The organism is Ancylobacter koreensis (assembly GCF_023016525.1).
In the GTDB taxonomy this organism is placed as follows: domain Bacteria; phylum Pseudomonadota; class Alphaproteobacteria; order Rhizobiales; family Xanthobacteraceae; genus Ancylobacter; species Ancylobacter koreensis.
Genome location: NZ_JALKCG010000001.1, coordinates 345460 through 372425 on the forward strand (window position 1 = coordinate 345460; position 26966 = coordinate 372425).

Annotated in this window: 24 protein-coding genes; 15 read left to right on the forward strand and 9 right to left on the reverse strand. The window is 71.4% G+C overall.

The genetic code is table 11. The features are described 5' to 3' along the window. Positions 1-109: 109 nt before the first annotated feature. Together MWN33_RS01535 and MWN33_RS01540 are read right to left on the reverse strand one after the other, a co-directional pair. Positions 110-1426, reverse strand: a complete 1317-nt coding sequence (locus MWN33_RS01535; protein WP_247198305.1) for an HlyD family type I secretion periplasmic adaptor subunit — start codon at positions 1424-1426, stop codon at positions 110-112. After that, positions 1423-3153, reverse strand: coding sequence for a type I secretion system permease/ATPase (locus tag MWN33_RS01540; protein WP_247198306.1), 1731 nt, complete (start codon positions 3151-3153; stop codon positions 1423-1425). Before MWN33_RS01540 ends, MWN33_RS01535 begins: the two co-directional genes overlap by 4 nt. 135 nt (positions 3154-3288) lie before the next feature. Here MWN33_RS01540 and MWN33_RS01545 point away from each other — a divergent pair, with 135 nt between their 5' ends. Continuing rightward, entirely contained in the window at positions 3289-4380 is a 1092-nt protein-coding gene (locus MWN33_RS01545; protein WP_247198307.1) for a sensor histidine kinase, read from the forward strand. Then, the gene (locus tag MWN33_RS01550) at positions 4365-5075 is read left to right on the forward strand and encodes a LytR/AlgR family response regulator transcription factor (protein ID WP_247198308.1); all 711 of its coding nucleotides are present in this window, start codon (positions 4365-4367) and stop codon (positions 5073-5075) included. The genes MWN33_RS01545 and MWN33_RS01550 overlap by 16 nt, the downstream gene beginning before the upstream one ends. Before the next feature lie 9 nt (positions 5076-5084). Here the strand turns inward: MWN33_RS01550 and MWN33_RS01555 are convergent, their stop codons facing one another. Continuing rightward, the gene (locus MWN33_RS01555; RefSeq protein ID WP_247198309.1) at positions 5085-5768 is read right to left on the reverse strand and encodes a YoaK family protein; all 684 of its coding nucleotides are present in this window, start codon (positions 5766-5768) and stop codon (positions 5085-5087) included. Between the two features lie 183 nt (positions 5769-5951). Here MWN33_RS01555 and MWN33_RS01560 point away from each other — a divergent pair, with 183 nt between their 5' ends. The 3 genes from MWN33_RS01560 to MWN33_RS01570 all read left to right on the forward strand — a co-directional run bounded on the left by MWN33_RS01560 (position 5952) and on the right by MWN33_RS01570 (position 9331). Continuing rightward, positions 5952-7478 (forward strand): MFS transporter, encoded by a 1527-nt coding sequence (locus tag MWN33_RS01560; protein WP_247198310.1) that lies wholly within the window; start codon positions 5952-5954, stop codon positions 7476-7478. A gap of 156 nt (positions 7479-7634) precedes the next feature. Beyond that, entirely contained in the window at positions 7635-8780 is a 1146-nt protein-coding gene (locus MWN33_RS01565; protein WP_247198311.1) for a catalase family peroxidase, read from the forward strand. 2 nt (positions 8781-8782) lie between these two features. Further along, on the forward strand, positions 8783-9331 hold the full coding sequence (locus MWN33_RS01570) for a cytochrome b (RefSeq protein ID WP_247198312.1): 549 nt from the start codon (positions 8783-8785) through the stop codon (positions 9329-9331). A 111-nt stretch (positions 9332-9442) separates the two neighbouring features. Here MWN33_RS01570 and MWN33_RS01575 read toward each other — a convergent pair whose 3' ends face one another. Continuing rightward, positions 9443-10324, reverse strand: a complete 882-nt coding sequence (locus tag MWN33_RS01575) for an AraC family transcriptional regulator (protein ID WP_247198313.1) — start codon at positions 10322-10324, stop codon at positions 9443-9445. Positions 10325-10663: 339 nt separating this feature from the next. Here MWN33_RS01575 and MWN33_RS01580 point away from each other — a divergent pair, with 339 nt between their 5' ends. The 6 genes from MWN33_RS01580 to MWN33_RS01605 all read left to right on the forward strand — a co-directional run bounded on the left by MWN33_RS01580 (position 10664) and on the right by MWN33_RS01605 (position 16790). Next, complete coding sequence (locus MWN33_RS01580; protein ID WP_247198314.1) at positions 10664-11827, forward strand: HlyD family secretion protein; 1164 nt, start codon at positions 10664-10666, stop codon at positions 11825-11827. An 11-nt stretch (positions 11828-11838) separates the two neighbouring features. Next, positions 11839-13413, forward strand: a complete 1575-nt coding sequence (locus MWN33_RS01585) for a DHA2 family efflux MFS transporter permease subunit (protein WP_247198315.1) — start codon at positions 11839-11841, stop codon at positions 13411-13413. Between the two features lie 212 nt (positions 13414-13625). Further along, a complete protein-coding gene (locus tag MWN33_RS01590; protein ID WP_247198316.1) occupies positions 13626-15056 on the forward strand; it encodes a sensor histidine kinase in 1431 nt (476 codons plus the stop codon). Beyond that, positions 15053-15709: a response regulator transcription factor gene (locus MWN33_RS01595; protein ID WP_247198317.1), complete on the forward strand. Its 657-nt coding sequence runs from the start codon at positions 15053-15055 to the stop codon at positions 15707-15709. Before MWN33_RS01590 ends, MWN33_RS01595 begins: the two co-directional genes overlap by 4 nt. 106 nt (positions 15710-15815) lie before the next feature. Beyond that, positions 15816-16202 (forward strand): response regulator transcription factor, encoded by a 387-nt coding sequence (locus tag MWN33_RS01600; protein ID WP_247198318.1) that lies wholly within the window; start codon positions 15816-15818, stop codon positions 16200-16202. Positions 16203-16262: 60 nt separating this feature from the next. Further along, positions 16263-16790, forward strand: coding sequence for a hypothetical protein (locus tag MWN33_RS01605; protein ID WP_247198319.1), 528 nt, complete (start codon positions 16263-16265; stop codon positions 16788-16790). Between the two features lie 5 nt (positions 16791-16795). Here MWN33_RS01605 and MWN33_RS01610 read toward each other — a convergent pair whose 3' ends face one another. After that, positions 16796-18055: a lipase family protein gene (locus MWN33_RS01610; protein ID WP_247198320.1), complete on the reverse strand. Its 1260-nt coding sequence runs from the start codon at positions 18053-18055 to the stop codon at positions 16796-16798. 336 nt (positions 18056-18391) lie between these two features. Between MWN33_RS01610 and MWN33_RS01615 the strand changes: the two genes are divergently transcribed. Next, positions 18392-18583: a hypothetical protein gene (locus tag MWN33_RS01615; RefSeq protein WP_247198321.1), complete on the forward strand. Its 192-nt coding sequence runs from the start codon at positions 18392-18394 to the stop codon at positions 18581-18583. Positions 18584-18717: 134 nt separating this feature from the next. Here MWN33_RS01615 and MWN33_RS01620 read toward each other — a convergent pair whose 3' ends face one another. Then, on the reverse strand, positions 18718-19791 hold the full coding sequence (locus MWN33_RS01620) for an AraC family transcriptional regulator (protein ID WP_281493554.1): 1074 nt from the start codon (positions 19789-19791) through the stop codon (positions 18718-18720). A gap of 82 nt (positions 19792-19873) precedes the next feature. On the opposite strand from MWN33_RS01620, the gene MWN33_RS01625 reads away from it, so the two are divergent. Then, positions 19874-21142, forward strand: coding sequence for an MFS transporter (locus tag MWN33_RS01625; RefSeq protein ID WP_247198322.1), 1269 nt, complete (start codon positions 19874-19876; stop codon positions 21140-21142). Between the two features lie 21 nt (positions 21143-21163). On the opposite strand, the gene MWN33_RS01630 is transcribed toward MWN33_RS01625, so the two are convergent. After that, on the reverse strand, positions 21164-21793 hold the full coding sequence (locus MWN33_RS01630; protein WP_247198323.1) for a TetR/AcrR family transcriptional regulator: 630 nt from the start codon (positions 21791-21793) through the stop codon (positions 21164-21166). Between the two features lie 117 nt (positions 21794-21910). Here MWN33_RS01630 and MWN33_RS01635 point away from each other — a divergent pair, with 117 nt between their 5' ends. Next, on the forward strand, positions 21911-22882 hold the full coding sequence (locus MWN33_RS01635) for an alpha/beta hydrolase family protein (protein WP_247198324.1): 972 nt from the start codon (positions 21911-21913) through the stop codon (positions 22880-22882). Here MWN33_RS01635 and MWN33_RS01640 read toward each other — a convergent pair. Then, a complete protein-coding gene (locus tag MWN33_RS01640; protein WP_247198325.1) occupies positions 22861-23880 on the reverse strand; it encodes a GDP-mannose 4,6-dehydratase in 1020 nt (339 codons plus the stop codon). The two genes, MWN33_RS01635 and MWN33_RS01640, sit on opposite strands and share 22 nt — an antisense overlap. Positions 23881-23975: 95 nt before the next feature. Continuing rightward, a complete protein-coding gene (locus tag MWN33_RS01645; protein WP_247198326.1) occupies positions 23976-25346 on the reverse strand; it encodes a phosphohexomutase domain-containing protein in 1371 nt (456 codons plus the stop codon). 133 nt (positions 25347-25479) lie between these two features. Here MWN33_RS01645 and MWN33_RS01650 point away from each other — a divergent pair, with 133 nt between their 5' ends. Beyond that, positions 25480-26928 (forward strand): mannose-1-phosphate guanylyltransferase/mannose-6-phosphate isomerase, encoded by a 1449-nt coding sequence (locus tag MWN33_RS01650; protein ID WP_247198327.1) that lies wholly within the window; start codon positions 25480-25482, stop codon positions 26926-26928. Positions 26929-26966: the final 38 nt, after the last annotated feature.

Consider the following 26966-nt stretch of genomic DNA (forward strand, 5'->3'; position numbering starts at 1 on the left):
AAGGGATGCCACGCAGCACCGTCATCATCACCTTGGGTGAGCGGCCAAGTCGATGAACCCGGCCGGGAAATCGACGAGCGCGGCGGCGGGCATGCGGGCCGGCACGCCGTCAGCGCTCGCGGAAGGCGCGGGCGACCTGATCGCGCAGCGGCTTGACGAGATATTCGAAGGGTGTGCGGTCCAGCGTGCGCACGAACACCTCCGCCTGCATGCCCGCGCTCACCTGCTGCGGGGCGAGGCGCGCCAGCTCCGCTGCGGGAAGCGCCACGCGGATCGTGTAGAACACTGCGCCGGTCTGCGGGTCGCGGCTGGTGTCGGCGGAGACGCGCGTCACGGTGCCGGCAAGCTGGGGCGTGGTGCGCTGGTTGAAGGCGTGGATGCGCACCTCGGCGGCGTGGCCGAGGACGATCTGGTCGATATCGGGCGGCAGCACCCGCGCCTCCACCTCCAGCGCTTCGCCGGCCGGCACGATCAGCATCACCGGCTCGGCCGGGGTGATGACGCCGCCGACCGTATGCACCGCGAGCTGGTGGACATGGCCGGCACTCGGCGCGCGTATGTCGACGCGCCGGAGCTGGTCCTGCGCGGCGACGCGGCGCTCGGCCAGTTCGGCGGCCTTCGCCCCGATCTCGGCCAGCTCCTTCATCGCCTCCTCGCGCAGCCCCTCGTCGATGCCGATGATCTGCAGCCGCGTCTCGGCGACGCGGCCCTCTGCCTGCGCCAGCGCGGCGACGAGGCGGCCCTTCTCGCCGTCGAGCTCGGCCGCCTCGCGCTCCAGCGCCGCCTTGCGGCTGAGCACCACGAGGTTCTTGGCATAGAGGTCGCGCACCCCCTCCAGCTCCTCGGCGATCAGCACCGCCTGCCGGTCGCGCGCCGCCTGCTGCGCCCGCAGCCCCGCCATCTCGTCCTCAAGCTGGCCGATCCGCGCGGAAAGCTGCGCCTTGCGGCCCTCACGGGCGGCGCGGCGGGCGCGGAACTGGTTCTCCTCGGTGCTGAGGAGGCCTTCCACCTCGCTCTCCCCGCGCCGCGAAGCGAATTCCGGCGCCGGCGCGATGACCGCACTGCCATCCCGCTCGGCGACCAGCCGGCCCCGGCGCGCGGCGAATTCGTCGAGCTGCCGGGCGATGACCTGGAGATTGGCGCGGGTGAGGGTGTCGTCGAGCCGCATCAGCACGTCGCCCGCCGCCACCGCGTCGCCCTCGCGCACATTGAGCTGGCCGACAATGCCGCCGGTGGCGTGCTGCACCTTCTTCACATTGCCGTCGACGACGAACTGGCCGGGGGCGACGACGGCCCCGCCCAAGGTGGCGCTCACCGCCCACACGCCCACCGTTCCGGCGAACAGCAGAACCGCAGAACCGCCCGCGAGGGCGAGCCGGCGCAGCGGCGCGGCGAAGGAGGAGGGCGTGTCCGCGCGCGCATTCATGACGCCACCGCCGGGCGCGGAATGCCGGGCAGGCCGTTCTGCCGCGCCAGCTTCGAGAGCACCTCCTCCTTCGGCCCGAACGCCTGGAGGCGTCCCTCCGACATCACCGCCACGCGGTCGAGCCCCGCCATCGCGCTCTGCCGGTGGGTGACGACCACCGCGATGCCGCCGCGTGCCCGAACGGCCTCGATGGCGCAGGTCAGGGCGGCGTCGCCCTCGCTGTCGAGATTGGCGTTCGGCTCGTCGAGCACGACGAGGAAGGGGTCGCGGTAGAGCGCCCGGGCCAGCGCCACGCGCTGGCGTTGGCCACCCGAGAGCGCCGCCCCTCCGGCACCGATGCGCGTGTCATAGCCCTCCGCCAGCCGCAGGATCAGCTCATGCGCGCCGGCCGCCTGCGCCGCCGCGACGATGGCATCGCCCGGCGCGCCGGGCTCGAAGCGGGCGATGTTCTCGCCCACCGTGCCGTCGAACAGTTCGACATCCTGCGGGAGATAGCCGACATGCCGGCCGAGCGCGTCCGGCGGCCACTGGTCCAGCGCGGCGCCGTCGAGCCGGACCTCTCCCTTGAGCGGGCGCCAGACCCCGACAAGGGCCCGCGCCAGCGTCGACTTGCCGGACGCGCTGGCGCCGATGACGGCAAGCCCCTGCCCGCGCTCCACCCGCAGCGTCACACCGTTGAGGATCGGCACCTGCAGGCCCGGCGCGGCGACGATCAGGTTCTCGGCGGCGAGCGCCTGCCGGGGTGCGGGGAGCGGAGTGAAGACGCGCTCGGCCAGCGCGGGCATGGCGAAGAGCTGGCGCAGCCGCCCGAGGCCGAGCCGGGCCGCCAGAAACCCCTTCCAGTTCGCCACCGCGATCTCGATGGGCGCCAGCGCGCGCGACGTCATGATGGAGGCGGCGATCATGGCGCCGCCGGAAATCTCGTTATGGATGGCGAGATAGGCGCCGAGCCCGAGCACCGCCGATTGCAGCACCATGCGCAGGATCTTGGCCACCGCGCCGCTGGTGCCGGTAACGTCGGCTCCCGCCAGCCAGTCGCGCAGATGGGCGAGATTGGCCTCCTGCCAGCGCGCACGCAGGGGATCGGCCATGCCCATCGCGGCCACCGCCTCGGCATTGTGCCGGCTGGCCTCGGCAATCGCCTCGCGGCGGGCACGGCTCGCCGCCTGCGCCCGACCCGCCGTCCGGCCCGCAAGCTCGGTGAGGCCGGTCAGGGCGAGGATCAGCACGCCCCCGCCGAGCGCCAGCCAGCCGAGCCAGGGGTGCAGCAGGAAGCAGCCGGCGAAGAACAGCGGCATCCACGGCATGTCGAACAGCGCGGTCGGCCCGAGCGAGGAGAGGAAGGCGCGGATCTGGTCGAGGTCGCGCAGCGGCTGCAGCGCCTGCTCCGGCCGCCAGCCAAGAAGCGGCAGGCGCTGGGCGGCGGCGAAGGCGGCGGGCGAGACCGCCTCATCGAAGCGCGCGCCGACCCGCGCCAGCATGCGCACGCGCACGGCGTCGAGAAAGCCCTGCAGCGCATAGGCGGCGAGCAGCAGCGCCGACAGGCCGACCAGCGTCGCCACGCTGCGCGAGCTCAGCACGCGGTCGTAGATCTGCAGCATGTAGAGCGAGCCCGACAGCATCAGAACGTTGATCACCGCCGAGAACGCACCGACGGCGAGAAGCGCGCCGCGGCAGGCGGACAGGGCACGCGCGACGGGCGAAGCGACGGAGGAGGCGACGGCCATCGGAAGAACCCTGCGGCGGGAGGCTTTGCGCGGCGCGCCCGGATTCGCATGGCAGCGCCGGGCGGGCGGCTAGGCACGACGGCGGAAAGATGCCATTGCCTAGCCTCCCCCTTCCCGCGCGGCAGCACCAACTCGATGAACGGGTCGCAGAAATCGACGAAGCCGGCGCAGCTCTGGTCCGGCCTCTCGCCGTTCCTGCGGCTGCAGATCGTCGGCTGGGCGATCTTCGCCCTGGTCGACCTCGTCAACCGCCAGCTCGCCTATCTCGATCTGTCGGTCGCGCTGGCGCTGACCGCCATCGTCTACCCCACGATGATCGCGCTTTCCCTCGCGCTGCGCCGCGTCTATGAGCGCCGCTTTCCCGGCAGCGGGCTCAATCCACGAGCGGTGCTGGCCATGGCGCTGCTCTCCTGCACCGGCGCGGCGATCGTCGTAGCGATCCTCGCGGCGGCGCGCGGCGCCTTCGGCTGGAGCGTCCCCAACTGGCGGCCGCTGGAGGAAGTGGCGCTGCCCTTCATCCACTACGCCATCTGCCTGTTCGGCTGGAGCCTGCTCTATTTCTGGATTCGCGCCGACCGGCTCCGGCGGGCGGAGCATGAGGCCGCCATCACCGCGCAGGCCGACGCGCTGCGCGCCGAGATCCAGCAGCTCCGGCTGCAGATCAACCCGCATTTCCTGTTCAACGTGCTCAACGGCATCGCCGAGGAGGTGCCCGAGCATCCGGCCATCGCGCTCGACATGCTGCGCGACCTCACCGCCTATCTGCGCCATGTGCTCGCCGGCATCCGCACGCCCGTCGTGACGGTCGAGGCGGAGGTCGAGGCGCTCGCCGCCTATCTCCGCATTCAGGAGGCGCGCTTCGGCGCGCGGCTGCGGGCGCAGGTGACGCTGGACCCCGCCGCCACCGGCCGGCGCATCGCCAACAGCCTGCTTCAGCCCCTGCTCGAGAACGCCGTCGAGCATGGCGACCGTTCGGAGATTCTCGAGGTGACGCTGCATATCGGGCAGGAGGACGGCGGGCTGCGAATCGCAGTGGAAAACACGGGGTCGCTGACGCCGGCCCATCGCAGCCGCTCCTCGCACGGCATCGGCCTCGCCAATCTGCGCCGCCGGCTCGCCGTGCACTATCCCGGCCGCCACAGTTTCCGTCTCGATGAGAGCACCGCCGGCCCCGGCCGCGTGGTGGCGAGCCTGCTGCTGGAGGGGGAGCCGTGCTCCGCATCCTGATCGCCGATGACGAGCCCCTGGCCCGCCGCGCCCTGCGCCGCCTGATGGAGCCGCATGCCGACCTCGCGCTGGCGGGCGAAGCCGAGAGCCTCGCCCAGACGCTCGACCTCGTCGCCCGGCTGCGTCCCGATCTGGTGCTGCTCGACATCGAGCTGAACGACGGCGACGGCTTCAAGCTGTTCGCCGGCACGCCGGCCCCGCCGCCGGTGATCTTCGTCACCGCCTATGCCGATTACGCGGTCGACGCCTTCGAGGTGGAGGCCATCGACTATCTGCTCAAGCCCGTCGCCCAGCCGCGCTTCGATCTGGCGCTTGAGCGCGCACGGCGCCTCATCGTGCGACCGGACCGGTCGAACGAGGTCATCGAGCTGCGGGCGCCCAGCCGTACCGTGCGCGTGCAGCCGGCCGACATTCTCGCCGTGCGCGCGGAGGGCGATTTCAGCCATGTCCATTTCGCCAGCCAGCCGCCGCTGATGATCCTGCGCAGCCTTGCGCAGTTCGAGGCGCAGCTTCCCTCCCCACCCTTCCTGCGGCTGGGGCGTTCGCTCATCGTCAATTGCGACCGCGTGCGCGCCATCGAGGCCCGCTCGCGCGACGCGACGCGGCTGACGCTGGACGGACTGGCCGAGCCCATCCCGCTCGGCCGCGCCGCCGCCCAGCGGCTGCGGCAGGCGCTGGCGGCGGGGCAAGGCTGAGCGGTCGTGTCAGCGTCCGGCCGGCGCCGGAGCCGGCGGCAAAGTCAGGATCTCGGCCAGCGCCACCAGCGGCGGCACGAGGAAGCACCACACGCCGGCGACGAGATAGAGCACGGCCGCCGCCGCGCAGCCCGCCGAGAAGCTGGCGAGGAACAGGCCGAAGCGCCGCAGCCGCTGGCGCACCATCGCCGGGTCGGCCCCGGCCTGCGGCTTCCAGACATGGGTGGCGTCGAGCAGGAGCTGGGTGATCGTGCCGGTCATCACGGTAGAGGGCGGCGCGTCCGCGAGATGGGTGCGGTGGAGGGCGTTCTGCAGCGCCATGGCGCTGACCAGCGTCATCCCCATCATCACCGCATCGGGCGAATCGGCGAGTTCCGGGACGCCGAGCTGGATCGCCACCAGCGCGGCATGGGCGAGCAGCACCAGCTTGGCCGCCATCAGTATGCGGAAATCGTCATAACCCCGCGCCGCCATGGCCTGCCCGAGCAGCCGTGCGCAGACCACCACGACGCAGAACACCGGCACCGCGACGATCTTGGAGAGGGAGGGCATGCGCCCTTCCGCGATGGCGGCGGCGAAGGTCACGAGGTTGCCGGTTACATGGGCGGTGAAAAGCCCGTGCAGCGTGACGAAGCCCGCCGTGTCCACGAAGCCCGCATTAAAGCAGAGCAGATTGGGCAGCAGGGGTTTCATGGCGAATCTACCGGTATCGGGACGCTGCGACTGCTTAGCCCGGATGCGCGATGTTGCAAGTTAGCCATGGGTCGGCCCCATAGTGCCGCATTCCGCACCCGAGGCTCGCCCGACCCGCCGGCATCCGCTATCCAGCCCTCCCGCTGCGGAATCCGCAGCAAGCGTGCGCAGGAGAGGCGGCAGATGCACACCGGATCGGAAGCCGCGACGATCTCCCACCTCCGCGCGACGCCGCGCGACTGGCTGGCCCTCGCCGTCATCGCGCTGCCCTGCCTGGTCTATGCGATGGACCTGACGGTGCTGAACCTCGCCGTGCCGCATCTGGCGCTCGATCTCGCGCCGTCGGCCTCGCAGCTCCTGTGGATCATCGACATCTACGGCTTCATGGTCGCCGGCACGCTGATGCTGATGGGCACGCTGGGCGACCGCATCGGCCGGCGAAAGCTGCTGCTGATCGGCGCGGCGGCGTTTGCCTGCGCCTCCGGGCTGGCCGCGCTCGCCCGCACGGCCGAGCAGCTCATCCTCGCCCGCGCCCTGCTCGGCATCGCCGGGGCGACGCTGGCGCCCTCGACGCTCTCGCTCATCCGCAACATCTTTCTCGACGACCGCCAGCGCACCTTCGCCATCGGCGTGTGGATCGCCTGCTTCTCCTCCGGCGCGGCGCTCGGGCCGCTGGTGGGCGGGGTGATCCTCACCTATTTCGCCTGGAACGTGGTGTTCCTCGCCGCCATCCCGGTCATGATCGGCCTGCTCGTGCTCGGCCCGGTCCTGCTGCCGGAATTCCGCGACGAGGAGGCCGGGCGGCTCGATCTCCTGAGCGCGGCGCAGTCCATCCTCGCCGCGCTGGCGCTGATCTACGGCATGAAGCACATCGCCGAGCATGGCGTCGGCGGGGAATCGCTCGCCGCCATCGCGCTCGGGCTGATCGTCGGCGCCTTCTTCGTCGCCCGCCAGAAGCGCCTCGCCGACCCGATGATCGACCTCGCCCTGTTCCGCAATCCCGGCCTCGGCGCGGCGCTCGGCATCAACGTGACGGCGATGCTCGGCGCCATGGGCATCTTCGTGTTCATCTCGCAATATCTCCAGCTCGTGCTCGGCATGTCGCCGATGGAGGCGGGGCTGTGGACCGCTCCGTCGGGCCTGTGCTTCGCCATGGGATCGATGGCCACCCCCGTGCTGGTGCGGCGCTGGCGGCCGGTCGACGTGCTCTCCACCGGGCTCATCCTCGCCACGCTCGGCTTCGCGCTGCTCACCCGGCTCGACGCCGGCGCACCCCTGCCGGTGCTCATGGGCGCCATCCCGCTGATCTGCCTCGGCCTCGCGCCCGTCGGCACCATCACCACCGACCTCGTGATGCGCCTCGCCCCGCCGGAACGGGCGGGCGCGGCCTCGGCGGTGTCGGAGACCAGCTTCGAGTTCGGCGGCGCGCTCGGCATCGCCGTGCTCGGCAGCCTCGTGGCGGCGAGCTACCGCGTCGCCATGCAGGATGTCGCGCCGCCCGGCATCCCGCCCGAGCTGCTCGACCCGGCACTGCGCACGCTGGACGCGGCCGTCATCAACGCGGCGAAGCTGCCGGAGGCCGTCGCCGCGCCGCTGCTGGAGGCCGCCCATGCCGCCTTCGGGCGGGCGCTCGACCATGCGGCGCTGGCCTGCGTGGCGGCGACGCTGTTCGCCCTGCTCATCGCCCGCGCCCGGCTGCGGCGCGCCTGAGCGAAGGCAAGCCCGACCGACGGGCGTTCAAAGCCGATAGACCCCGGCGGCGAACGAACCTTTCCTGTGACATCGTCGCGCCGGCCCTCGGCGCGGCGCGAGGGCCGGCGCCCGAGGCGTTCCCGGGCACGGCTTCTCCCACAGGAGTCCAAGTCCATGAACCCTCCCCTTCCCCCTTCCTCACGCTACCGGCTGTGGCCGCCGCGACCCGCCCTGCTCGCAGGGCTCGGCGCCACCGGCCTCGTGCTGGGCGTCACCGCCGGCGCCTTCGCCTATGCCGGCGGCTTTCTCTCGCCCGGCCGGCTGACGCAGACCCGCATCGTCGACCGCTTCGAGGCGATCAACGGCCTGCATCCCGGCTTTCGGCGCAACCACGCCAAGGGCGTGTGCGTCACCGGCACGTTCGAGAGCAACGGCGCGGGCGCCCGGCTGTCGCGCGCCGGCGTCTTCGCGCCCGGCACCGTTCCGGTGGTCGGTCGCTTCGCGGTCGGCATCGGCAAGCCCTTCCTGCCGGATAACGAGACCGAGGTCCGCAGCCTCGCGCTCAGCTTCCGCCCCGCTGGCGGCGAGGAGTGGCGCACCGGCATGAACGACATCCCGGTGTTTCCCGTGAACACGCCGCAGGGCTTCTACGCGCTGATGGCGGCTTCCGCCGCCGATCCGGCCACGGGCAAGCCCGATCCCGCACGGCTGAAGGCCTTTCTCGACGCGCACCCCGAAAGCGCCCGCGCGCTCGGCCTGATCAAGGCGCGCGCCGTCTCCTCCGGCTTCGCCGATGCGCGCTATAACGGGCTCGACGCCTTCCGGTTCATTGACGCCGCCGGCCGGTCGACGCCGGTGCGCTGGTCCATGGTGCCGCTGGACCCCGTCGTCGCGCAGGCCCCGCCGCCCGCCGGCGCACGCGATCCCAACTATCTCTTCGACGACCTCATCGCCCGCATGGCGACGGGCCCGCTGCGCTACCGGCTCGTCGTCACCGCCGCCGCGCCGGGCGACCCGACGGACGACGCCACCGTGGCCTGGCCGGAGGGCCGCGAGCAGGTCGATGCGGGCACGCTGACCCTCGACCATGTGGAGGCGGAAGGGCCGGGCAATTGCCGCGACATCAATTACGACCCGCTCGTGCTGCCCGACGGAATCGCGCCTTCCGACGACCCGCTGCCGGCCGCTCGCTCGGCGGCCTATTCGGTCTCCTTCACCCGCCGGGCCGGCGAGGAGAAGACGCCGAGCGAAGTGACGGTGCCGCCCCGCCCGCCGGGCGCGGCATCCTCCGAAACCCCTCGACCCGCCACGGGAGGCTGACCATGAACGCCCCGCGCTTCGCCTTTCTCTCGCGCCTTCTGCACTGGCTGATGGCGGCCATGATCCTCGCCATGCTGTTCATCGGCATCGGCATGGTGTCGTCGTTGGCCGATTATCACTGGCTGCTGTCCATCCACCGCCCGCTCGGCATCGCCATACTGGCGCTGGCGGCGCTGCGGCTGGTCAACCGCCAGCTCAACCCGCCCCCGCCGCTGCCGGCCGACATGCCCCGCGCCATCCGGCTTGCCGCGCACGCCTCCCATGTCGCGCTCTACGCGCTGATGTTCGCCGTGCCGCTGGTCGGCTGGGCGATGCTGTCGGCCGGCGGCTATCCGGTGGTGCTCTACGGGACGCTGCAGCTGCCGCCGATCCTGCCGCTGGACGTGGCGCTCTATGCGGTCCTGCGGACGGCGCACACGGTCCTCGCTTTCGCGCTGTTCGCCGTTTTCCTGCTGCACCTCGCCGCCGCGCTGATGCACGCCCTCGTCTTCCGCGACGGTGTGCTGGAGAGCATGGCCTCGCTGCGGCCGGGCCGGGGCGGGCAGGGCTGACGCGGCGCGCCAAAGAAAAAGACCCCGGCTCGCGGGAGCCGGGGTCGAGTGAGGCTCCGGGGAAAGAGCCTTGGGGAAGAGGGAGAAGGCCGAAGGAAGAAGGGCAACCGCTCAGTTGCGCGCGCGGTTGGCGCAGCGCCACTGGTAGGGCGTGTCGCCGACGAAGCGGCGGAACACCGTGGTGAAGTGCGCCTGCGTCTGGAAGCCGACCGCCAGCGCGATCTCGACCAGCGGGTCGCGGGTCTCCAGCAGCATCTGCTGGGCGCGCTCGATGCGCCGGCGAAGCAGGAATTCGTGCGGGCGCAGCCCGGTGGCGACGCGGAACTGGGCGGCGAAGTGCATGCGGCTGAGACCCGCCGCCTCCGCCATGCCGGCCAGCGTGACGCTCTCGCCCATATTCTCCTCGATATAGGCGAGCACGCGCTTGAACCGCCATTTCGGCAGGCCGGACTTGGGCCGGCGCGGCGCGGTGGCGGGCGTGTCGGCGGGGGCCTCGGCAGGCGCCTCGATCGGCGCGATATCGCCCACGGTGAAGGGGGCTTCGGGCAATTCGACATCGGCGAGAGCCGGCGTCGAAAGGAGGCGGGTGACGATGGCGAGGCGCAGCGCGTCGGCATAGAGGCCGCCGAATTCGCGCCCGTCATGCTCGGCCGCCTCAAGGGCACGGGAGAGCCGGCGGACCACCGGGTCGGCGGCCTGCGTCACCGCCTCGCGGCCCTTGCCGTCGAGCAGGTCGGCGCAGCGGCCGAGCCCGTGGCGGTCGGCGTCGAGGCGGATGGTCTCGCTGTCCTCGGGGAAGCGGACATCCGTGGCCGGGGCGGCGCCGATGGCGATGACGACGCCCATATGGCCGAGCCGCACCGAGAAGCCGTCGTCCGGCAGATCGGCCGTGCGGGTCTGGCGGGCCGGCGCGGCGAGCGAAAAGGCGGAAGCCGTCGGATCGGCACGGCGCGACTGGAAGCGGGCGGTGGTCGGCGAAACGTGGATCGACATGGCCTTGACTCCATCATCCTCGGAGCGGGAGCGAACCGGCCGGCGTTCCGTTCGAAGAAGTGTCCCGCCTGGGCCGGGCACCTTCTCCTGCGGCCCGTCCGGGCAGCGGCTGGTGATGGGGACAGAGTAGCGACGGCGGGGAATGCCTCCATTCTACGTGGGTTTCGCCCCTTATATGATGAGTTTGCACGGCCCATACCTTGGTATGCCGACGCCCCGGCGGCCGGGCCGGCCCGGTCCGCCGCCGATGCGAATTGGAAAGCCGCGTGGGGTTCGGGAAGATGCCCGGGCGGCAGCGGCGCAGCCTTTGGGGAGACACCGTCCCCAGGGAGCGCCCCGATGAACGCAGCGACCGATCCGGCAAAACTCGACGCCCGCCCGCTGGCGACCCCGCCCGCGGATCTGGCTGCCGCCATCTCCCCCCCGACCGCCGCGCCGCCGGCGCCACCCCGCCACCGGCTGCGGCGTGCCTTGACCGGCGTCGCCCTGCTGGCGCTGGTCGCGGGTGCCTCTTTCGCCGGCTATGAATACTGGACGAACTGGCGCTTCGAGGAATCGACCGACGACGCCTATGTCGAGGCGGACATCGTGCCGATCGCGCCGCAGGTCTCGGGCTACCTGACCACGGTGAACGTCACCGACAACCAGCCGGTGAAGAAGGGCGAGGTTCTCGCCGTGATCGACCCGCGCGACTATCAGGCGGCGGTCGATCAGGCGAGTGCCGACGTCGCCGAGGCCCGCGCCAGCATCGACGACCGCGCCGCCCAGCTCGACGAGCAGCAGGCGGTGATCGCGCAGGCCCGGGCGCAGATCGAATCCGACAAGGCGGCGCTCACCTTCGCGCAGCAGAACAACGAGCGTTTCACCAAGCTGGCCAGCGACGGCTTCGGGCCGGTCCAGACCGCGCAGCAGACGGTGGCGCAGATCGGGCAGGCACAGGCCCTGCTGGCCCGCGACACCGCCGCGCTGGACGCCGCGCAGAAGCAGATCGCGACGCTCGACGCCCAGCTCGCCGAAGCCCGCGCGACGCTCGCCCATAACCAGGCGGCGCTCGACACCGCGAAGCTGAACCTCGGCTACACCGTGCTGCGCGCCCCGGTCGACGGCGTGGTGGGCGCGCGCACGTTGCGCGTCGGCCAGTTCGTCGAACCCGGCAACCAGCTTCTCGCCGTGGTGCCGCTGCAGGCGACCTACATCGTCGCGAACTACAAGGAGACGCAGCTCACCGACGTGAAGCCGGGCCAAAAGGTGACCGTCTCGGTCGACACCTTCCCCGGCGTCGGCGTGCGCGGCTTCGTCACCAGCCTCGCCCCTGCCAGCGGGCAGGAATTCGCCCTGCTGCCGCCCGACAACGCCACCGGCAACTTCACCAAGATCGTGCAGCGCATTCCCGTGCGCGTCGACCTCGACCCGACCGACCCTCTGGCCGGGCGCCTGCGGCCCGGCATGTCGGTCACCACCACCATCCGCGTCGACGGTGCCCCCGCCGACCCCGCCGGCTGAGGAGGCCCGCCATGGCCAACGCCGTTGCCCTTCCCGCCGGCGCCGTGCCGGTGCCCGCCCGCCCGCAGGGCGCGAGCCTCACCACCTGGGTCGCCGTGTGCGGCTGCATGCTGGGCGCGCTGATCGCGGTGCTCGACATCCAGATCACCAATTCCTCGCTGCCGCAGATCGAGGGCGGCATCGGCACCGGCTCGGACAACGGCACCTGGATCTCGACCTCCTACCTGATCGGCGAGATCATCATGATCCCGCTGACCGACTATTTCACCCGGGTGTTCGGCTTCCGCCGCTTCATCCTCGGCGCGACGTGCCTGTTCCTTGTCTTCTCGGTGGCCTGCGCCTTCGCCACCACGCTCAACCAGATGATCGCCTCGCGCGGTCTGCAGGGCTTCTTCGGCGGCTGCCTCATCCCGCTCGCCTTCACCAGCGTGCTCACCCGCCTGCCGGCGCACCAGCGCCCCATCGGGCTGGCCGCCTTCGCACTCACCGCCACCTTCGGCCCGGCCATCGGCCCGACCATCGGCGGCTATCTCACCGAGCAATATGGCTGGCCGACCATCTTCTTCATCAACCTCATCCCCGGCGCGGTGATGCTGGGCCTGCTCATCCCCACGCTGGAGAAGAGCCCGATGCGGCTCTCTCTGCTGCGCGAGGGCGACTGGTGGGGCATCGCCTTCATGGCGGTGGGCCTCGCCTGCCTGCAGACCGTGCTGGACGAGGGCAACAAGGACGACTGGTTCGGCTCGCCGCTCATCGTGCGGCTGTCGGTCGTCGCCGCCCTGTGCCTCGCCATCTTCATCGTCATCGAGTTCAAGGTGGAAAAGCCGATCCTCCAGCTTCGCCTGCTGGCGCGGCGGAACTTCGCGCTCGGCATCGTCGCCAACACCATCGTCGGCTTCGCGCTGTTCGGCTCGGTCTATGTGCTGCCGACCTATCTCGACGCGGTGCAGGGCTACAGCGCGCAGCAGATCGGCGCCGTGCTGGGCTGGGTGGGGCTGCCGCAGCTCCTCATCATCCCCTTCGTGCCGGCGCTGATGAAGCGGATCGACGCCCGGCTCATGGTGATGATCGGCCTCGCCATCTTCGCCGCGAGCTGCTTCATGAACACCCATCTGAGCTTCGACGACGGCGGGGACCAGCTCATGACCACCAACATCGTGCGGGCGCTCGGCCAGGCCATCGTGCTCTCGCCGCTCGCCAACATCACCATGTCGGGCATGCCGGCGGAATTCTCCGGCCAGGCCTCGGGCCTGTTCAACATGATGCGGAGCCTCGGCGGCGCCATCGGCACCGCGATCCTCGCCACCATCATCACCAAGCGCGAGCAGTTCCACTCCAACATCATCGGCCAGTCTGTGACGCCCTATGGCGACACGGTGCGCGACTTCCTCGCGCGCACGCAGCATTATTTCATGAGCCGGGGCATGACCGACCCGGCGAGCGCCTACCACCAGGCGCAGGTCCTGCTCGGCCAGGAGGTGCACCAGCAGGCGCTGATCATGGGTTTCTCCGACACTTTCGCCGTGCTCGGCGCCGTGCTGCTGGTCGCCGCCCTCGCTGTCGCCTTCACGCGCCGTCCGGCCTGACGGCCGCCGCAGCGTCGGCACAGCGTGCGAAACCGCAATCGCACGGCGCTGCGGAAAGACCGCGCGATCCCCGGCCGGCAATCTCGCACCGTCGCCCGTGCTCGCCTAAAGTAACCCCTTCCGGAAACGCCGGAGAGGGCGCTCGCGCGGGGGAGGCGATGTTCAGCACGAGAGGCGTCAACGTGGACGACAGGCCGACGAACCGATGGTTGATGCCGGTCATCGCCGCCCTGCTTGCGGCGGCGATCTTCATCATCGACACCTTCTCCTCGCTCGACATGGCGATCGCCGTTCTCTACGTGGTCGTCGTGCTGCTGTCGGCGACCTATTCGGACCGGCGCGGGCTGCTGGTCATCGCCGGCCTGTGCGTCGGCCTCACCATCCTCAGCTTCCTCATCATGCACGCCGACGATGTCGATGTGGGATCGACCATGCGCGCGCTGGTGTCGATCTCCGCCATCACGGTGACGACGCTGCTGTGCCTGGAGAACCAGGCCGCCACCCAGTCGCTGCGGGCGCAGGCGGACCTGCTCGACCTTACCCATGACGGCATCTTCGTGCGCGACATGGCCGACACCGTGCAGTACTGGAGCCACGGCGCCGAGCAGCTCTATGGCTGGAGCCGGCAGGAAGCCCTTGGCCAGCCGGCGAGCGCGCTGCTGCGCACCATCTTTCCCGTTCCCGCCGAGGAGATCCGCGCCGAGCTTCTCGCCGCCGGCCGCTGGGAGGGCGAACTCCTGCACACCCGCAAATCCGGCGAGAAGGTCGCGGTGATGAGCCGCTGGTCGCTGCAGCGCGACGAGCGCGGCCGCCCGCTCGCCGTCATGGAAACCAACAGCGACATCACCGGGCGCAGGCAGGCCGAGAATGCACTCCACCAGACCCGCACCGAGCTCGCCCACGTCACCCGCGTCACCATGATGGGCGAGCTCACCGCCTCCATCGCCCATGAGGTGAACCAGCCTCTGGCCGCGGTGGTGACGAATGGCGAGGCGTGCCTGCGCTGGCTCGGCCGCGCCGAGCCCGATGTCGGCGAGGCCAGGGCCTCGGTCGAGCGCATGATCGCCAATGGCCGGCGCGCCAGCGAGGTGGTGGCGCGGCTGCGCGCGCTTGCCCGGCGCGACGAGCCGGAGAAATTCCCCGTCGACCTCAACGAGATGATCGACGAGGTGCTGCCGCTGCTGGAGCGCGAGCGCGCCGCGCAGGGCGTTGTGCTCGATCTCGCGCTCGGCGAGAAGCTGCCGCCCGCCCTCGGCGACCGCGTGCAGCTTCAGCAGGTCGTGCTCAACCTCGCGCTCAACGCGGTGCAGGCGATGGCCGCCGTGCCAGAGGCGCGACGCCGGCTCTTCGTCTGCACCCGCGCCGAGGAAGGGTCGGACAGGCCGGGCCTCCTCATCGAGGTGCGCGACAGCGGGCCAGGCGTCGACGCGGCGAACCTTTCCAGGCTTTTCGACGCGTTCTACAGCACCAAGAAGGACGGCATGGGGATGGGCCTTTCCATCTCCCGCTCGATCATCGAGGCGCATGGCGGGCGCATCTGCGCCATTTGCCCCGAGGAGGGCGGCATGCTCTTCACCATCACGCTTCCCGCGACCGGCGACGCTCCGGCGCAGGCAAGCCGGCCCAGGGAAGCCCTCACGTGAACAGCCGCGCGCCCGTCCGCCCCGCCCCGCCTTCGACGGATCCCCTCGTCATCGTCGTCGACGACGATCCCGGCCTGCGGGAGGCGCTCTCCAGCCTGTTCCGCTCGGTCGGCATGAAGGTCGAGACCTTCGCTTCCGCCGCCGAGCTGCTGGCCGCGCGCCTGCCGGAGGTGGCACGATGCCTCGTGCTCGACATAAGGCTTCCGGGCATGAGCGGCCTCGATTTCCAGGCGCAGCTCGAACGCTCCGACATGGACATGCCGATCATCTTCATGACCGGCCACGGCGATATCCCGATGACCGTGCGGGCGATGAAGGCGGGAGCGGTCGACTTCCTCACCAAGCCGTTCCGCGACCAGGACATGCTCGACGCGGTAGCCGCCGCCCTCGCCATCGACCGCGAGCGGCGCGAGGCACGCAAGGCAGTGTCCGGCGTGCAGGCGCTCTATGAGACGCTGAGCCCGCGCGAGAAGCAGGTCATGGCGCTCGTCACCTCGGGCCTGATGAACAAGCAGGTCGCCGCCGAGGTGGGGCTCAGCGAGATCACGGTGAAGATCCATCGCGGCCACGTCATGCGCAAGATGGGCGCCCCGTCGCTGGCCGATCTCGTGCGCATGGCCGAGACGTTGGGTCTTTCGAGCCCAAAGAAATAGGCATGCAAACCTGCGTATAATTCGAAAATCGGAATGTTGGGTCTATAGATCAGGACAGCCCGGCAGCGCAGCGTCGCCCCGGATATTCCAGACGAGGTAGGCTGAAGTGTCCTCCACCCCGATGATCACGATCATCGACGACGACGAGTCCGTACGGGTCGCCACCGAGAGCCTCGTGCGCTCGCTCGGCTTCGCGGCCCGCACCTTCGCCTCGGCCGAGGATTTCCTGGCGTCGGAGGCGAGGACGACGACGGACTGCGTGATCACCGACGTGCAGATGCCCGGCATGGGCGGCGTCGGGCTGCAGAGCCATCTGCGCGCGCAGGGCGACGCGACGCCGCTGATCTTCATCACCGCCTTCCCCGAGGAGCGCATCCGCCGTCAGGTCAGCGCGGGCGGCGCCATCGGCTTTCTCGCCAAGCCGTTCGACGGCACCGCGATGATCGACTGCATCGACCGCGCACTCGGCGCGCGCGACGGGGTGGACGCCTGAGCCGGATCCGTCGCGGCGGCGGATGACCGCGCCGCCCCGCCCGTGCATCATCGCCCCGACATGCCCGCTCCCCCCTTGCCTTCCCGCCCGCCCCGGCGGCGCCTGCTGCTGGCGGTGCCGGCCTTCCTGTTCCGGCTGGTCTGCGCCCTCGTCATCATCCTCGACGAGTTGGTGCGCCCGATCTATCGCCCCCTGCTCGCGCGGCTCGCGGCGCTGCGCCTCATGCAGGCCTTCGAGCGCCGGGTGGCGCGGCTGCACCCCTTCGCGGTGCTCGCCCTGCTGGTCATTCCCTATGCCCTCGTCGAGCCGCTGAAATTCGTCGGCCTCGTATGGATCGCCAATGGCTGGGAGAAGCGCGGCACGCTGCTTTTCCTGTGTGCCTATCTGGTCAGCTTCGTGGTGATCGAGCGCATCTTCACCGCCGGGCGAAGCCAGCTCATGACCATCGGCTGGATGGCCTGGGTGATCGATACCGGCGTCGCGGTGCGGCGGCGGATCTATGATCGGCTCCATCTCGACGCCATCAAGCGGCGGATCGCCCGGCAAGTCCGGCGCCTGCGCGCCAGGCTGCGCGCGCTTCGGCGCTGACGGCCTCAGCGCCCGGCCTCCATCCCGGCGCAATCGCTGACCGGCCGCGCACCCGACAGGCGCGCCCCGATCCAGCCCGCCGCCGCGCCGGCGCTGGCGGTCTCCGCGCCGCCATGCGAGGCAAAGGGCACCTCGCGATAGTCGAGCGCCACGCCGTCATGGCAGAGGGTCCGGGCGAAGTCGCGCGTCGCCGCCGGCGCGACGAGATCGTCCGCCTCGCCTTGGGCGAGGAACACCGGGGCAGGTTCGCGCGGGCGCACCGAATTGGCGGCGATCAGCCGGCTCCAGTCCGCCTTCTGCGCGGCGCCCGGCTCCAGCAGGCCGTTCGCGCCGCCGAAGGACAGCGCGGTCAGGCCGAGGCCGATGCGCTCGGGTTCGTCGAAGCTGCATTGCGAGGCGAGGCTGTCCAGGATCGCCAGCGCCTGCGGCCGGACGACCTCGGTCACCGGCAGGCGATAGGTCCGGCTCCAGGACTCGGCGGCGAAGGAGGCGACGACCTGCCCGGCCAGCGAGCCGATGTCGGCGTGCAGCAGCCGGCGCAGGTCGGTCGGCGCGGAGACGGCGGCGACGCCTTCCAGGCGGAGCTCCGGCGCATAGCGGTGCGCCAGCGCGCCGGCGAACAGCGCCGCCTGCCCGCCTTCCGAAAAGCCCCAGCTCGCGAAGCGGTTGCCGGCGTCGAGCCCCGGCAGATGGCGCGCGGCGCGCACCGCGTCGATCATCGCATGCGCCTCGCTGGCGCCGACGAGATAGGGATGCACCCGCCCGGCGCCGAGGCCCTGATAATCCGTGGCGACCACGACGTCGCCCTCGTCCAGCAGTTGCTTCAGCCCGGCAATGTCGGAGAAGTCGCGGGAGGGCGAACGCGAGGGCGCGCAGGCCGGGGCGATGCCCGTGGTGCCGTGGCCCCAGGTGACGACCGGGCGGGAGCCCGTGCCGGCCGCCGGGGCGGCGACGACGCCCGACACCGCGACCGGCTCGCCGGCGGCGCCGCGCGAGCGGTAAAGGATGCGGTAGGCGGCGGCCGCGCCCTCGGGCGGAGCGACCGGCTCGGCGCGGATCAGCGTGCCCGGGGGTCCAGCGATCTCGCGCGGCGCCACGCTGTAGAAATCGGGTGCAGCGTCCGCCGGCACCGTGCCTGCCGGCATCGCGTCCGCGAAGGCCTGCGCCGGAGCGGCGAAGGCGAGCGCTCCGGCACAGAGCAGGGCCAGCCCGGCGCGGGCGCGTCGGGAACAGGCTTGCGGGGAGAAGATCAGGTCGCGCGGCATGGCGTTTCCTCGCCTTGAGGTCGGCGGCATCGCGCCGGTCGCACCGCCCCATCGGCGGCGGGAGGATCGGACGTCATCGCCGGACGCACGTCTTTTCATTCCGCAGCGTCAGTATCGTGCCCGCCCGGCGGCGCCCGGAAACCGCCCGCATGCCTGCCGCATCGGAAGCAAAATCGGGCAAATCATCCAAAGATATGAGCCGGGCATCTCAATTCATCATCCGGCTAAGCATCCGGATAATGTCGCCGCCGGGGGTCGACGCCTAGCTTGGTGACACGACCGGGACGCCTTCCCACCCCCCAATCGCTGCGCCCCGGCGATGCACAGGAGACCATCATGAACAAGTTCGTCGCTCTCGCCATCGTGTCCGCCGCCGTCGCCACCGGCGCCCTGTCGGGCGTCGCCGAGGCCGCGACCTACCAGCCCGCGAAGGTCTATGAGGGCCGCAACGCGACCGTCGTCACCACCGACAACTCGGCGACCGCGATCCGCGAGCAGGTCGAGGGCAACGCCCGCTCGACCAAGTGACACCGACCGCGTGGCATCGCCACGCACGGTGACGCAGCTTCCCCGGCGCCCCCCCCCCCCGCGCCGGCGGCGGTCTATCGGCCCGGTCTCCCCCGACCGGGCCGATTGCGTTTCGGGGAATTGCGTTTCAGGCATCAGCCCGCCGCGACACCCGCCCGCAGCGCGCCGGGCGCGTGGCCGGTGACGCGCTTGAAGGCCCGGCTGAAGGCCGCCTGCGAGGCATAGCCCAGCCGGTGTGCCGCCACCTCGATCGGCACGCGGTCGCGCCCGATCCACTGCACGGCGAGGCGCATGCGCAGCTCGGTGAGATAGCGCAGCGGCGTCATGCCGGTGACGGCGAGGAAACGCTCGGCGAAGACCGAGCGCGAGGCGCCCATCTCGCCGGCCAGCTCGGCCACCGTCCAGTCGCGGCCGGGATCGCGGTGCACGGCGAGGATGACGCGTCCGAGGCGCGGGTCGCGCAGCGCCGACACCCAGCCCGCCGCGTCGCCGCAGCCGCATTCGACCCAGGCCCGCACGATGAAGGCCGACACCACATCGGCGAGCCGCGCCAATATGCCGGCAAAGCCCGCGCGCTCGCCGCGCGTCTCCCGCTCCATCGCCTCCAGCATCGGCAATATCTCGGGATAGCGCGCCAGCAGCGTGCCGGCGAACATCACCTCCGGCATCAGCCCGACCAGCGCGTGCATGCCGCCGAGGTCGAACTCCATGCCGCCGGTGAAGATCAGCACGCGCTCGGGGCAGGCGCCGTCGGCGCAGGCGGTGATCGCCTGCACGCTCGGGCAGAGCGGGGCGGCGGCGAACTCGGCGAGGTCGCGCCCCGGCAGATCCGGCCGCGAGACGAGATCATGCGCCCCGCCGCGCGGCAGCAGGACGGCATCGCCGGTCTCCAGCACATGCAGCCCGCCATCGGCCCGGCGCAGGAACACCGGGCCGCGCGCCACGAAATGAAAGCGCGCCCGTCCCGGCGCGGCGCCCAGATGCAGACCGAAGGGCGGGGAAAGCTCGATGCGGCGGTACTCCACCCCGATGAGACGCATGCCCAGCAGCAGCTCGCTCACCAGGTCGGGCGCGGGCGCCGGGTGTTGGGCCTCGCCCACTTCGCGCGCGGGCGTGCCGGCGGGTGCGAGCCCGGCCGAAACCGTGCAGCCCTCACTGGCGGGTAACTCGGCGGCTGGTGAATGGATATCGGACGAACGATCAATCATATCGGAGTTGATGACATGGATCGTCCGGCGAATCCAGCCTATCCATGGTGCAACGCACCATGCTCCTCCGAAAGGACCCCTGATGAGCGATACCCTGCCCTGGCAGGAGGACGCCGCCGAGGCGGGCGCCCTCGCCCTGCCGGCCGCCTTCGATGCCGCCTCCCCCGCCGTGCCGCCTCCTGCGGAGGCTTCCCCCGTCGCGCCCGCCTGGGCGGCCGTCGGCTCGCTGACGCTCGGCGTCTTCGGGCTGGTCACGGCCGAATTCCTGCCCGCCAGCCTGCTGACCCCGATGGCCGCCGATCTCGGCATCACCGAGGGCACCGCCGGCCAGGCGGTGACGGCCACCGCCATCGTCGCGCTGGTGGCGAGCCTTCTGGTCTCGGCGGCGACACGTGGCATCGACCGGCGGCTCGTGCTGTTCGCCTTCTCCGTGCTGCTGATCGTCTCGAACCTGATGGTCGCCTTCGCGCCGAACCTCACCCTGCTGCTGCTCGGGCGCGTGCTGCTCGGCGCCGCCATCGGCGGTTTCTGGGCGATGTCGGCGGCGCTCGCCATGCGCCTCGTGCCGGAGGAGCAGATCCCGCGCGCGCTGTCCTTCCTGTTCAGCGGCGTCTCGGCGGCGACCATCTTCGCCGCGCCGCTCGGCAGCTATCTCGGCCATCTCCTCGGCTGGCGCGCCGTGTTCCTGCTCGCCACCGGGCTCGGGGTGCTGGCGCTGGCGGTGCAGCTCGTGAGCCTGCCGCGCCTGCCGCCGACGGGCGAGGCGAAACTGCGCACGCTCATCGACGTGCTGCGCCGGCCGGGCATCGCCATCGGCATCGCCTGCGCCATGCTGGTCTTCGCAGGCCATTTCGCCTTCTTCACCTATATCCGTCCCTTCCTGGAGACGGTGACGGGCGTGGGCATCGGCGCCGTCTCGGCGATCCTGCTCGGTTTCGGCGTGGCGAACTTCGCCGGCACGCTGCTCGCCGGACCGCTGCTGGAGCGCGGGCTGCGCGCCACGCTGATCGCCATGCCGCTGCTGATGGGCGCGCTCGGCCTCGGCCTCGTGCTGATCGAGAGCACGCCGGCGGCGGACACCGCCATGGTGGCGCTGTGGGGCCTCGCCTTCGGCGCGGTGCCGGTGGCATGGTCGACCTGGCTCACCCGCACCGTGCCGGACCAGGCGGAAAGCGCCGGCGGCCTGCTGGTGGCCTCCGTCCAGCTCGCCATCTCGGTGGGCGCGGCCGGGGGCGGGCTGATCTTCGATCTCGACGGCGCCCCGGCCGTGTTCGCCGCCGCGAGCGCCGTGCTGCTGGCCGCTTCGCTCGTCATCCTCGTCGGCGTGCGCACCCGCCGCACCACCGCGTGACGGCAGCCCGGCGGGCGGGAATCACGCCGCCCGCCGGGCCGTTACCAGCGCCGCCCGCACCAGCGTGGCAGCCGCGCGGCCGGCGCTGTGCATATACTCCGTGTCCCGGTTGAGCAGCACGACCGCGAAGGCGCCGTCGATCAGCAGCATGACCTGCCGCGCCAGCTCGCGCGCCGCCTCGGGCGCAAGGCCCGCCTCCGGACCTTCGAAGACCTCGCCGAGCCACTCCTCCACCCGTCGCTTGTGCGCCCGTGCCGCGTGCAGGGCGGGATGGCCGGGCAGGTTCACCAGCTCCACCGAGGTGCGCAGGAAGCCGCATCCCTTCCAGCGCGCGTTGCGGGCGGCGACGGCCAGCGCGGCGAACAGCGCCTCGATGCGGGCGGGCGCGTCGCCTTCGGCCTGCGCGTAATGGCGGCGAAACCAGGCGAGGTTGGGCGGGTCGCGCGCCTCCAGATAGGCGGCGATCAGCTCGTCCTTGCTGCGGAAATGATAATAGAGCGTGCGCTTGGTGACGCCGGCCTTCGCCGCCACCGCGTCGACGCTCACCGCGCGGATGCCCTCGCCGTGAAAGAGCTTGGCCGCCGCGCCCAGGATGCGCTCACGGGTGGGGAGTGGGGCGGGGGCGGGGGCGGGGGCGGGGGCGGTTTCCATGCCCCATGATACCCGCATGTATACCGGCCAGTGAATATACAGCGGCGCGGCGCGGCTCTAGAGAGGAAGCCGCCCGGGACGGCGCGGATGCGCCGGCCGGCGGGGCGGGAGACGGCCATGGTCGCGCAGGCGCCCGAGCACATCGCGGTTGGCGAGATCGCCATTCCCTGCGCCGACGGCGTGGTGCTCGGCGGGCATTTCTGGCCGGGCGCGGGAAGCGTGAGCGCCGGCGCGGTGCTGGTCAACCCCGCCACCGGCGTGCTGGCGCGCTATTACCACCGCTATGCCCGCTTCCTCGCCGGCCACGGCTTCGACGTGCTGACCTTCGACTATCGCGGCATCGGCGCCTCGCGTCCGGCGCGCCTGCGCGGCAGCCCCTATCGCTGGCGCGACTGGGGCGAGCGCGACGTCGAGGCGGCGCTCGGGGCGCTCGCCGCCCGCGCCCGGCCGGGCCCTCTGATGGCGGTCGGCCACAGCATAGGCGGCTTCCTGCCGGGGCTGGCGCCCTCCGGCCGCCGGCTGGAGCGCCTCCTCACCATGGGCGCGCAATATGCGTGGTGGGCGGACTACGCGCCGCGCCGGCGGCTCGGCCTGTTCGCCCGCTGGCACCTCGTCATGCCGGCCGCCACGGCGCTGCTGGGCTATTTTCCCGGCCGCCGTCTCGGCTGGCTGGAGGATCTTCCCGCCGGTGTCGCCCGCGAATGGGCGTCTCGCGGCCCCCGCTTCGAAACGAGCCATCCTCCCGGGGAACGCGTGGCCGTCGTCGCGCGCATGGGCCGCGTGCGCGCGCCCATCCTGGCGGTCGGGGTGTCGGACGACCCCTTCGGCACGGTGCCGGCGCTCGCCCGAACGCTCGCCTATTACACCGGAGCGGAGCGCACGCAGGTCGAGATCGCCCCGGCCGATTACGGGCGCGATTCGATCGGCCATTTCAACCTGTTCCACGACAGCCACGCCGCCGGCTTCTGGCTCGACACGTTGATCTGGCTGCGCGACGGGCGCAACCCGTGGCCGGACCGCGTGGTGGCGCGGATGCCGGGCGCGAATCCTGCGCAGGAAGCCTCGGCTCAGCCGCGCCAGTCGTCGTAGTCGGCCTGCGCCATCATGGCGGCGAGCGCCTTGACGTCGACCTTCGGCGCCCAGCCGAGCTTTTCGCGCGCCTTGGAGGCGTCGCCGACGAGCAGGTCGACCTCGGCCGGGCGGTAGAAGGCGGGGTTCACCCGCACCACGACCTTGCCGCTGCGCCGGTCCACCGCCTGCTCGGAAAGTTCCTCGCCCGACCATTCCAGATCGAGCCCCAGCGCGGCGGCGGCGAAGCCGGCGAAATCGCGGATCGGCGTGGTGACGCCGGTGGCGAGCACATAGTCGTCCGCCGCCTCCTGCTGGAGCATGTGCCACATGCCCTCGACATAATCGCCGGCAAAGCCCCAGTCGCGCCGGGCGTTGAGGTTGCCCAGCTCCACCGGCACAGGCTCTCCGCGCGCGAAGCGGGCGAGGCCGAGCGTGATCTTGCGGGTGACGAACTCGTTCCCCCGCAGCGGGCTCTCGTGATTGAACAATATGCCCGAGGAGGCGTGCAGCTCGAAGGATTCGCGGTAGTTCACCGTGATGTAGTGGCCGTAGACCTTGGCCACGCCATAGGGCGAGCGCGGGTGGAACGGGGTCAGCTCGTTCTGCGGCACCGCGCGCACCAGCCCGAACATCTCCGAGGTCGAGGCCTGGTAGAAGCGGGTGTGCGGCGAATAGGTGCGGATGGCGTCGAGCAGCCGCACCACGCCGAGGCCGTTGACGTCGGCGACATAGACCGGCTGCTCCCAGGACGAACCGACGAAGCTCTGCGCCGCGAGGTTGTACACCTCGTCGAATGCGTTGCCGCGGATCAGCCGGGTGATGTTGTTCGGCTCGCTGAGGTCGAAGTCGACCGTGCGCAGCGCGGCGGCGATGCCAAGCTTTTCGAGCCGGATCATCTCCGGCTGCGAGTTGCGGCGGATGGCGCCGGTAACATCGTAGCCTTTTTCAAGAAGAAGCCTGGCGAGATAGGCGCCGTCCTGGCCGGTTGCGCCGGTAATCAACGCCGTCTTTGCCAATGCTTCCCCCAGACTCGCGCCCGTTTCGACGTCGCGATTGGTAAACACTGCGGCGATTCGTGTCCATGCACGCGCAGGCAGGCGGGATCGGGCCGTTATTGCGGCTCGCCCGCCCGGATGAGAGCGCTCAGTTCTTCCACCCGGCGGCCGATCTCGCCATTGCCGCCGCGCGCCTCCACGTTCAGCCGCAGCAGCGGTTCGGTGTTGGAACGGCGCAGGTTGAGCCGCCAGTCGGCGAAGACGAGCGACAGGCCGTCCATCTCGTCGCGCGACGGCGCCTCTCCCGCGAAGGCCGCCTCGACGCGGGCGATAGCGGCGGCCGGATCGACGAGGCGGAAATTGATCTCGCCCGAGGAGGGAAAGGCCGCCATCCGCTCGGAGACGAGTTCCGACAGGCTCGCCCCGGTGCGGCCCATCAGCTCGGCCACCAGCAGCCACGGGATCATGCCGGAATCGCAGGCCATGAAGTCGCGGAAATAATGGTGCGCCGACATCTCCCCGCCATAGACCGCGCCGGTGTCGCGCAGCGCCTGCTTGAGGAAGGCATGGCCGGTGCGCGCCTGCACGGCGTGTCCGCCGGCCTTTTCCACCACGTCCTGCGTGTTCCAGACCACGCGCGGGTCGTGCACGATGGTGGCGCCCGGCTCCTTGGAGAGGAACACCGCCGCCAGCAGGCCGACGATATACTCGCCGGGAATGAAGCGGCCGGACTGGTCGAACAGGAAGCAGCGGTCGAAATCGCCGTCCCAGGCGACGCCCATATCGGCGCCCGTCGCCACCACGGCCTCGCCGGTGACGGGCTGGTTCTCCGGCAGCAGCGGGTTGGGGATGCCGTTCGGGAAACTGCCGTCCGGCTCGTGGTGCAGCCGCACGAAGCGCAGCGGCGCGCCGCGCTGTTCGAGCGCGGAGGCGATGGCGTCGAAGGTCGGCCCGGCGGCCCCGTTGCCCGCATTGACGAGGATGGTGAGCGGTCGCAGCCGGGAGAGGTCGATGAAGGACAGAACGCGCTCGACATAGGCCGCGCGGGCGCCGGGCGCCGGGCGCACCGATCCGCCGGCGCGGGGGGCGGGCTCGTCGCCCTCCGCCAGCGCCTGCACCGCGGCGAGCCCCGTGGCGGTGTCGAGCGGCGCGGAGCCGGCGCGCACCAGCTTCATGCCGTTATAGTCCATCGGGTTATGCGAGGCGGTGACTTCGATGCCGCCGTCGGCGCCGAAATGGGTGACGGCGAAATACATCTCCTCGGTGCCGCACAGGCCGAGATCGAGCACCTCGACGCCGCCCGCCAGCAGCCCCTCGATGCAGGCCTGCGCCAACGCCTGCGAGGAGGCGCGGCAGTCGCGCCCGATCGCCACGCGTTTCGCGGAGAGCGCCTCGACGAAGGCGCGCCCGATGCGGCGGGCGATGTCCTCGCTCAGCTCGGCGCCGAGACGGCCCCTTATGTCATAGGCCTTGAAGCAGGTCAGCATCGCCCGATCCCCGATAGGCCCCAGCGGCTACCCCCGGCGGCGCGGCGCGGTCAAGCCAATTCGCGCGGCCCGCTTTTCCATTGCGGCGCGGCGCGTTAGCTTGCGGCTCCTTTTTCAGCCGGCGAATCCTCCCGTGAGCGTCTCCCATCTCTACCCGGTCATCCTGTGCGGCGGCTCCGGCACCCGGCTGTGGCCGCTGTCGCGCAAGAGCTTCCCCAAGCAGTTCGTCAAGCTCGGCGAGGGCGAGACGCTCTTCCAGGCGGCGGCGCGCCGCACCACCGGGCCGAAGACGCAGCCGCCGGTGATCATCACCAATTCCGATTTCCGCTTCATCGTCACCGAGCAGCTCGACGAGGCCGGCATCGAGCCGGGCGCCATCCTCATCGAGCCGAGCCCGCGCAACACCGCCCCCGCCATCCTCGCCGCCGTGCAGTATCTCGCGGCGCGCGATCCCGACGCGGCGCTCCTCGTGATCCCCTCCGACCAGGTGATGCCGGACCGCGCGGCCTTCGCCGCCGCCGTCGAGGCGGGGCTGGAGGCGGCGGCGCGCGGGCGCATCGTCACCTTCGGCATCCACCCGACCCGGCCCGAGACGGGCTATGGCTGGCTGGAGCTGGCGCACCCGCCCGAGGACGCGCGCCCGGCCGCCATCCCCCTCGCGCGCTTCGTCGAGAAGCCGCCGGCCGCGCGGGCCGAAGCCATGCTGGCGGACGGGCGCTATCTCTGGAACGCGGGCATCTTCCTCGTCACCGTGCGCACCGCGCTCGCCGCCTTCGAGGCGTACGCCCCCGGCATGCTCGCCCCGGTGCGGCAGGCGGTGGAGGAGGCGGGCGAGGATCTGGGCTTCCTGCGCCTCGCCGCCGGGCCGTGGCAGCGGGCGGACGAAATTTCGGTCGACTACGCCATCATGGAGCGGGCCGACAATCTCGACGTGGTGCCCTTCGCCGGGGCGTGGTCGGACCTCGGCGACTGGGCGTCGGTGCTGCGCGAGGGCGAGAGCGACGCGGCGGGGGTCGGGCGCTTCGGCCATGCGACGGCGATCGACTGCACGGGCACGCTGCTGCGCTCGGAGGCCGAGGGGCTGGAGCTGGTCGGCATCGGACTGAAGGACACGCTGGTGGTCGCCATGCCCGACGCCGTGCTGGTGGCCGATCGCAGCCGGGCGCAGGAGGTCAAGCAGGCGGTCGCCGCGCTGAAGGCGAAGGGCGCGCGGCAGGCCGAGCATTTTCCCCGCGACCACCGGCCCTGGGGCTGGTTCGAGACGCTGGCGCTCGGCGAGCGCTTCCAGGTCAAGCGCATCGTCGTGCATCCGGGCGCGGCGCTGTCGCTGCAGAGCCACTTCCACCGCGCCGAACACTGGATCGTGGTGTCGGGCACGGCGCGGGTGACGGTGAACGAGGAGGTGCGGCTCGTCGCCGAGAACCAGTCCATCTACGTGCCGCTCGGCGCCGTCCACCGCATGGAGAACCCCGGCAAGGTGCCGATGGTGCTGATCGAGGTGCAGACCGGCACCTATCTCGGCGAGGACGACATCGTACGCTACGAGGACGTCTACGCGCGCGGACAGGGAGCGAAGGGCTGATCGCGATGCCCGGCACCCGCGCACCGGCCGGGGGGCGC

What these genes read in the sequence shown, in the direction of transcription:
- MWN33_RS01535 (WP_247198305.1), bottom strand. Translation starts at nt 1,426, where the DNA reads ATGAATGCGCGCGCGGACACGCCCTCCTCCTTCGCCGCGCCGCTGCGC.
- MWN33_RS01540 (WP_247198306.1), bottom strand. Translation starts at nt 3,153, where the DNA reads ATGGCCGTCGCCTCCTCCGTCGCTTCGCCCGTCGCGCGTGCCCTGTCC.
- MWN33_RS01545 (WP_247198307.1), top strand. Translation starts at nt 3,289, where the DNA reads ATGAACGGGTCGCAGAAATCGACGAAGCCGGCGCAGCTCTGGTCCGGC.
- MWN33_RS01555 (WP_247198309.1), bottom strand. Translation starts at nt 5,768, where the DNA reads ATGAAACCCCTGCTGCCCAATCTGCTCTGCTTTAATGCGGGCTTCGTG.
- MWN33_RS01560 (WP_247198310.1), top strand. Translation starts at nt 5,952, where the DNA reads ATGCACACCGGATCGGAAGCCGCGACGATCTCCCACCTCCGCGCGACG.
- MWN33_RS01565 (WP_247198311.1), top strand. Translation starts at nt 7,635, where the DNA reads ATGAACCCTCCCCTTCCCCCTTCCTCACGCTACCGGCTGTGGCCGCCG.
- MWN33_RS01570 (WP_247198312.1), top strand. Translation starts at nt 8,783, where the DNA reads ATGAACGCCCCGCGCTTCGCCTTTCTCTCGCGCCTTCTGCACTGGCTG.
- MWN33_RS01575 (WP_247198313.1), bottom strand. Translation starts at nt 10,324, where the DNA reads ATGTCGATCCACGTTTCGCCGACCACCGCCCGCTTCCAGTCGCGCCGT.
- MWN33_RS01580 (WP_247198314.1), top strand. Translation starts at nt 10,664, where the DNA reads ATGAACGCAGCGACCGATCCGGCAAAACTCGACGCCCGCCCGCTGGCG.
- MWN33_RS01585 (WP_247198315.1), top strand. Translation starts at nt 11,839, where the DNA reads ATGGCCAACGCCGTTGCCCTTCCCGCCGGCGCCGTGCCGGTGCCCGCC.
- MWN33_RS01590 (WP_247198316.1), top strand. Translation starts at nt 13,626, where the DNA reads ATGCCGGTCATCGCCGCCCTGCTTGCGGCGGCGATCTTCATCATCGAC.
- MWN33_RS01605 (WP_247198319.1), top strand. Translation starts at nt 16,263, where the DNA reads ATGCCCGCTCCCCCCTTGCCTTCCCGCCCGCCCCGGCGGCGCCTGCTG.
- MWN33_RS01610 (WP_247198320.1), bottom strand. Translation starts at nt 18,055, where the DNA reads ATGCCGCGCGACCTGATCTTCTCCCCGCAAGCCTGTTCCCGACGCGCC.
- MWN33_RS01615 (WP_247198321.1), top strand. Translation starts at nt 18,392, where the DNA reads ATGAACAAGTTCGTCGCTCTCGCCATCGTGTCCGCCGCCGTCGCCACC.
- MWN33_RS01620 (WP_281493554.1), bottom strand. Translation starts at nt 19,791, where the DNA reads ATGATTGATCGTTCGTCCGATATCCATTCACCAGCCGCCGAGTTACCC.
- MWN33_RS01625 (WP_247198322.1), top strand. Translation starts at nt 19,874, where the DNA reads ATGAGCGATACCCTGCCCTGGCAGGAGGACGCCGCCGAGGCGGGCGCC.
- MWN33_RS01630 (WP_247198323.1), bottom strand. Translation starts at nt 21,793, where the DNA reads ATGGAAACCGCCCCCGCCCCCGCCCCCGCCCCCGCCCCACTCCCCACC.
- MWN33_RS01635 (WP_247198324.1), top strand. Translation starts at nt 21,911, where the DNA reads ATGGTCGCGCAGGCGCCCGAGCACATCGCGGTTGGCGAGATCGCCATT.
- MWN33_RS01645 (WP_247198326.1), bottom strand. Translation starts at nt 25,346, where the DNA reads ATGCTGACCTGCTTCAAGGCCTATGACATAAGGGGCCGTCTCGGCGCC.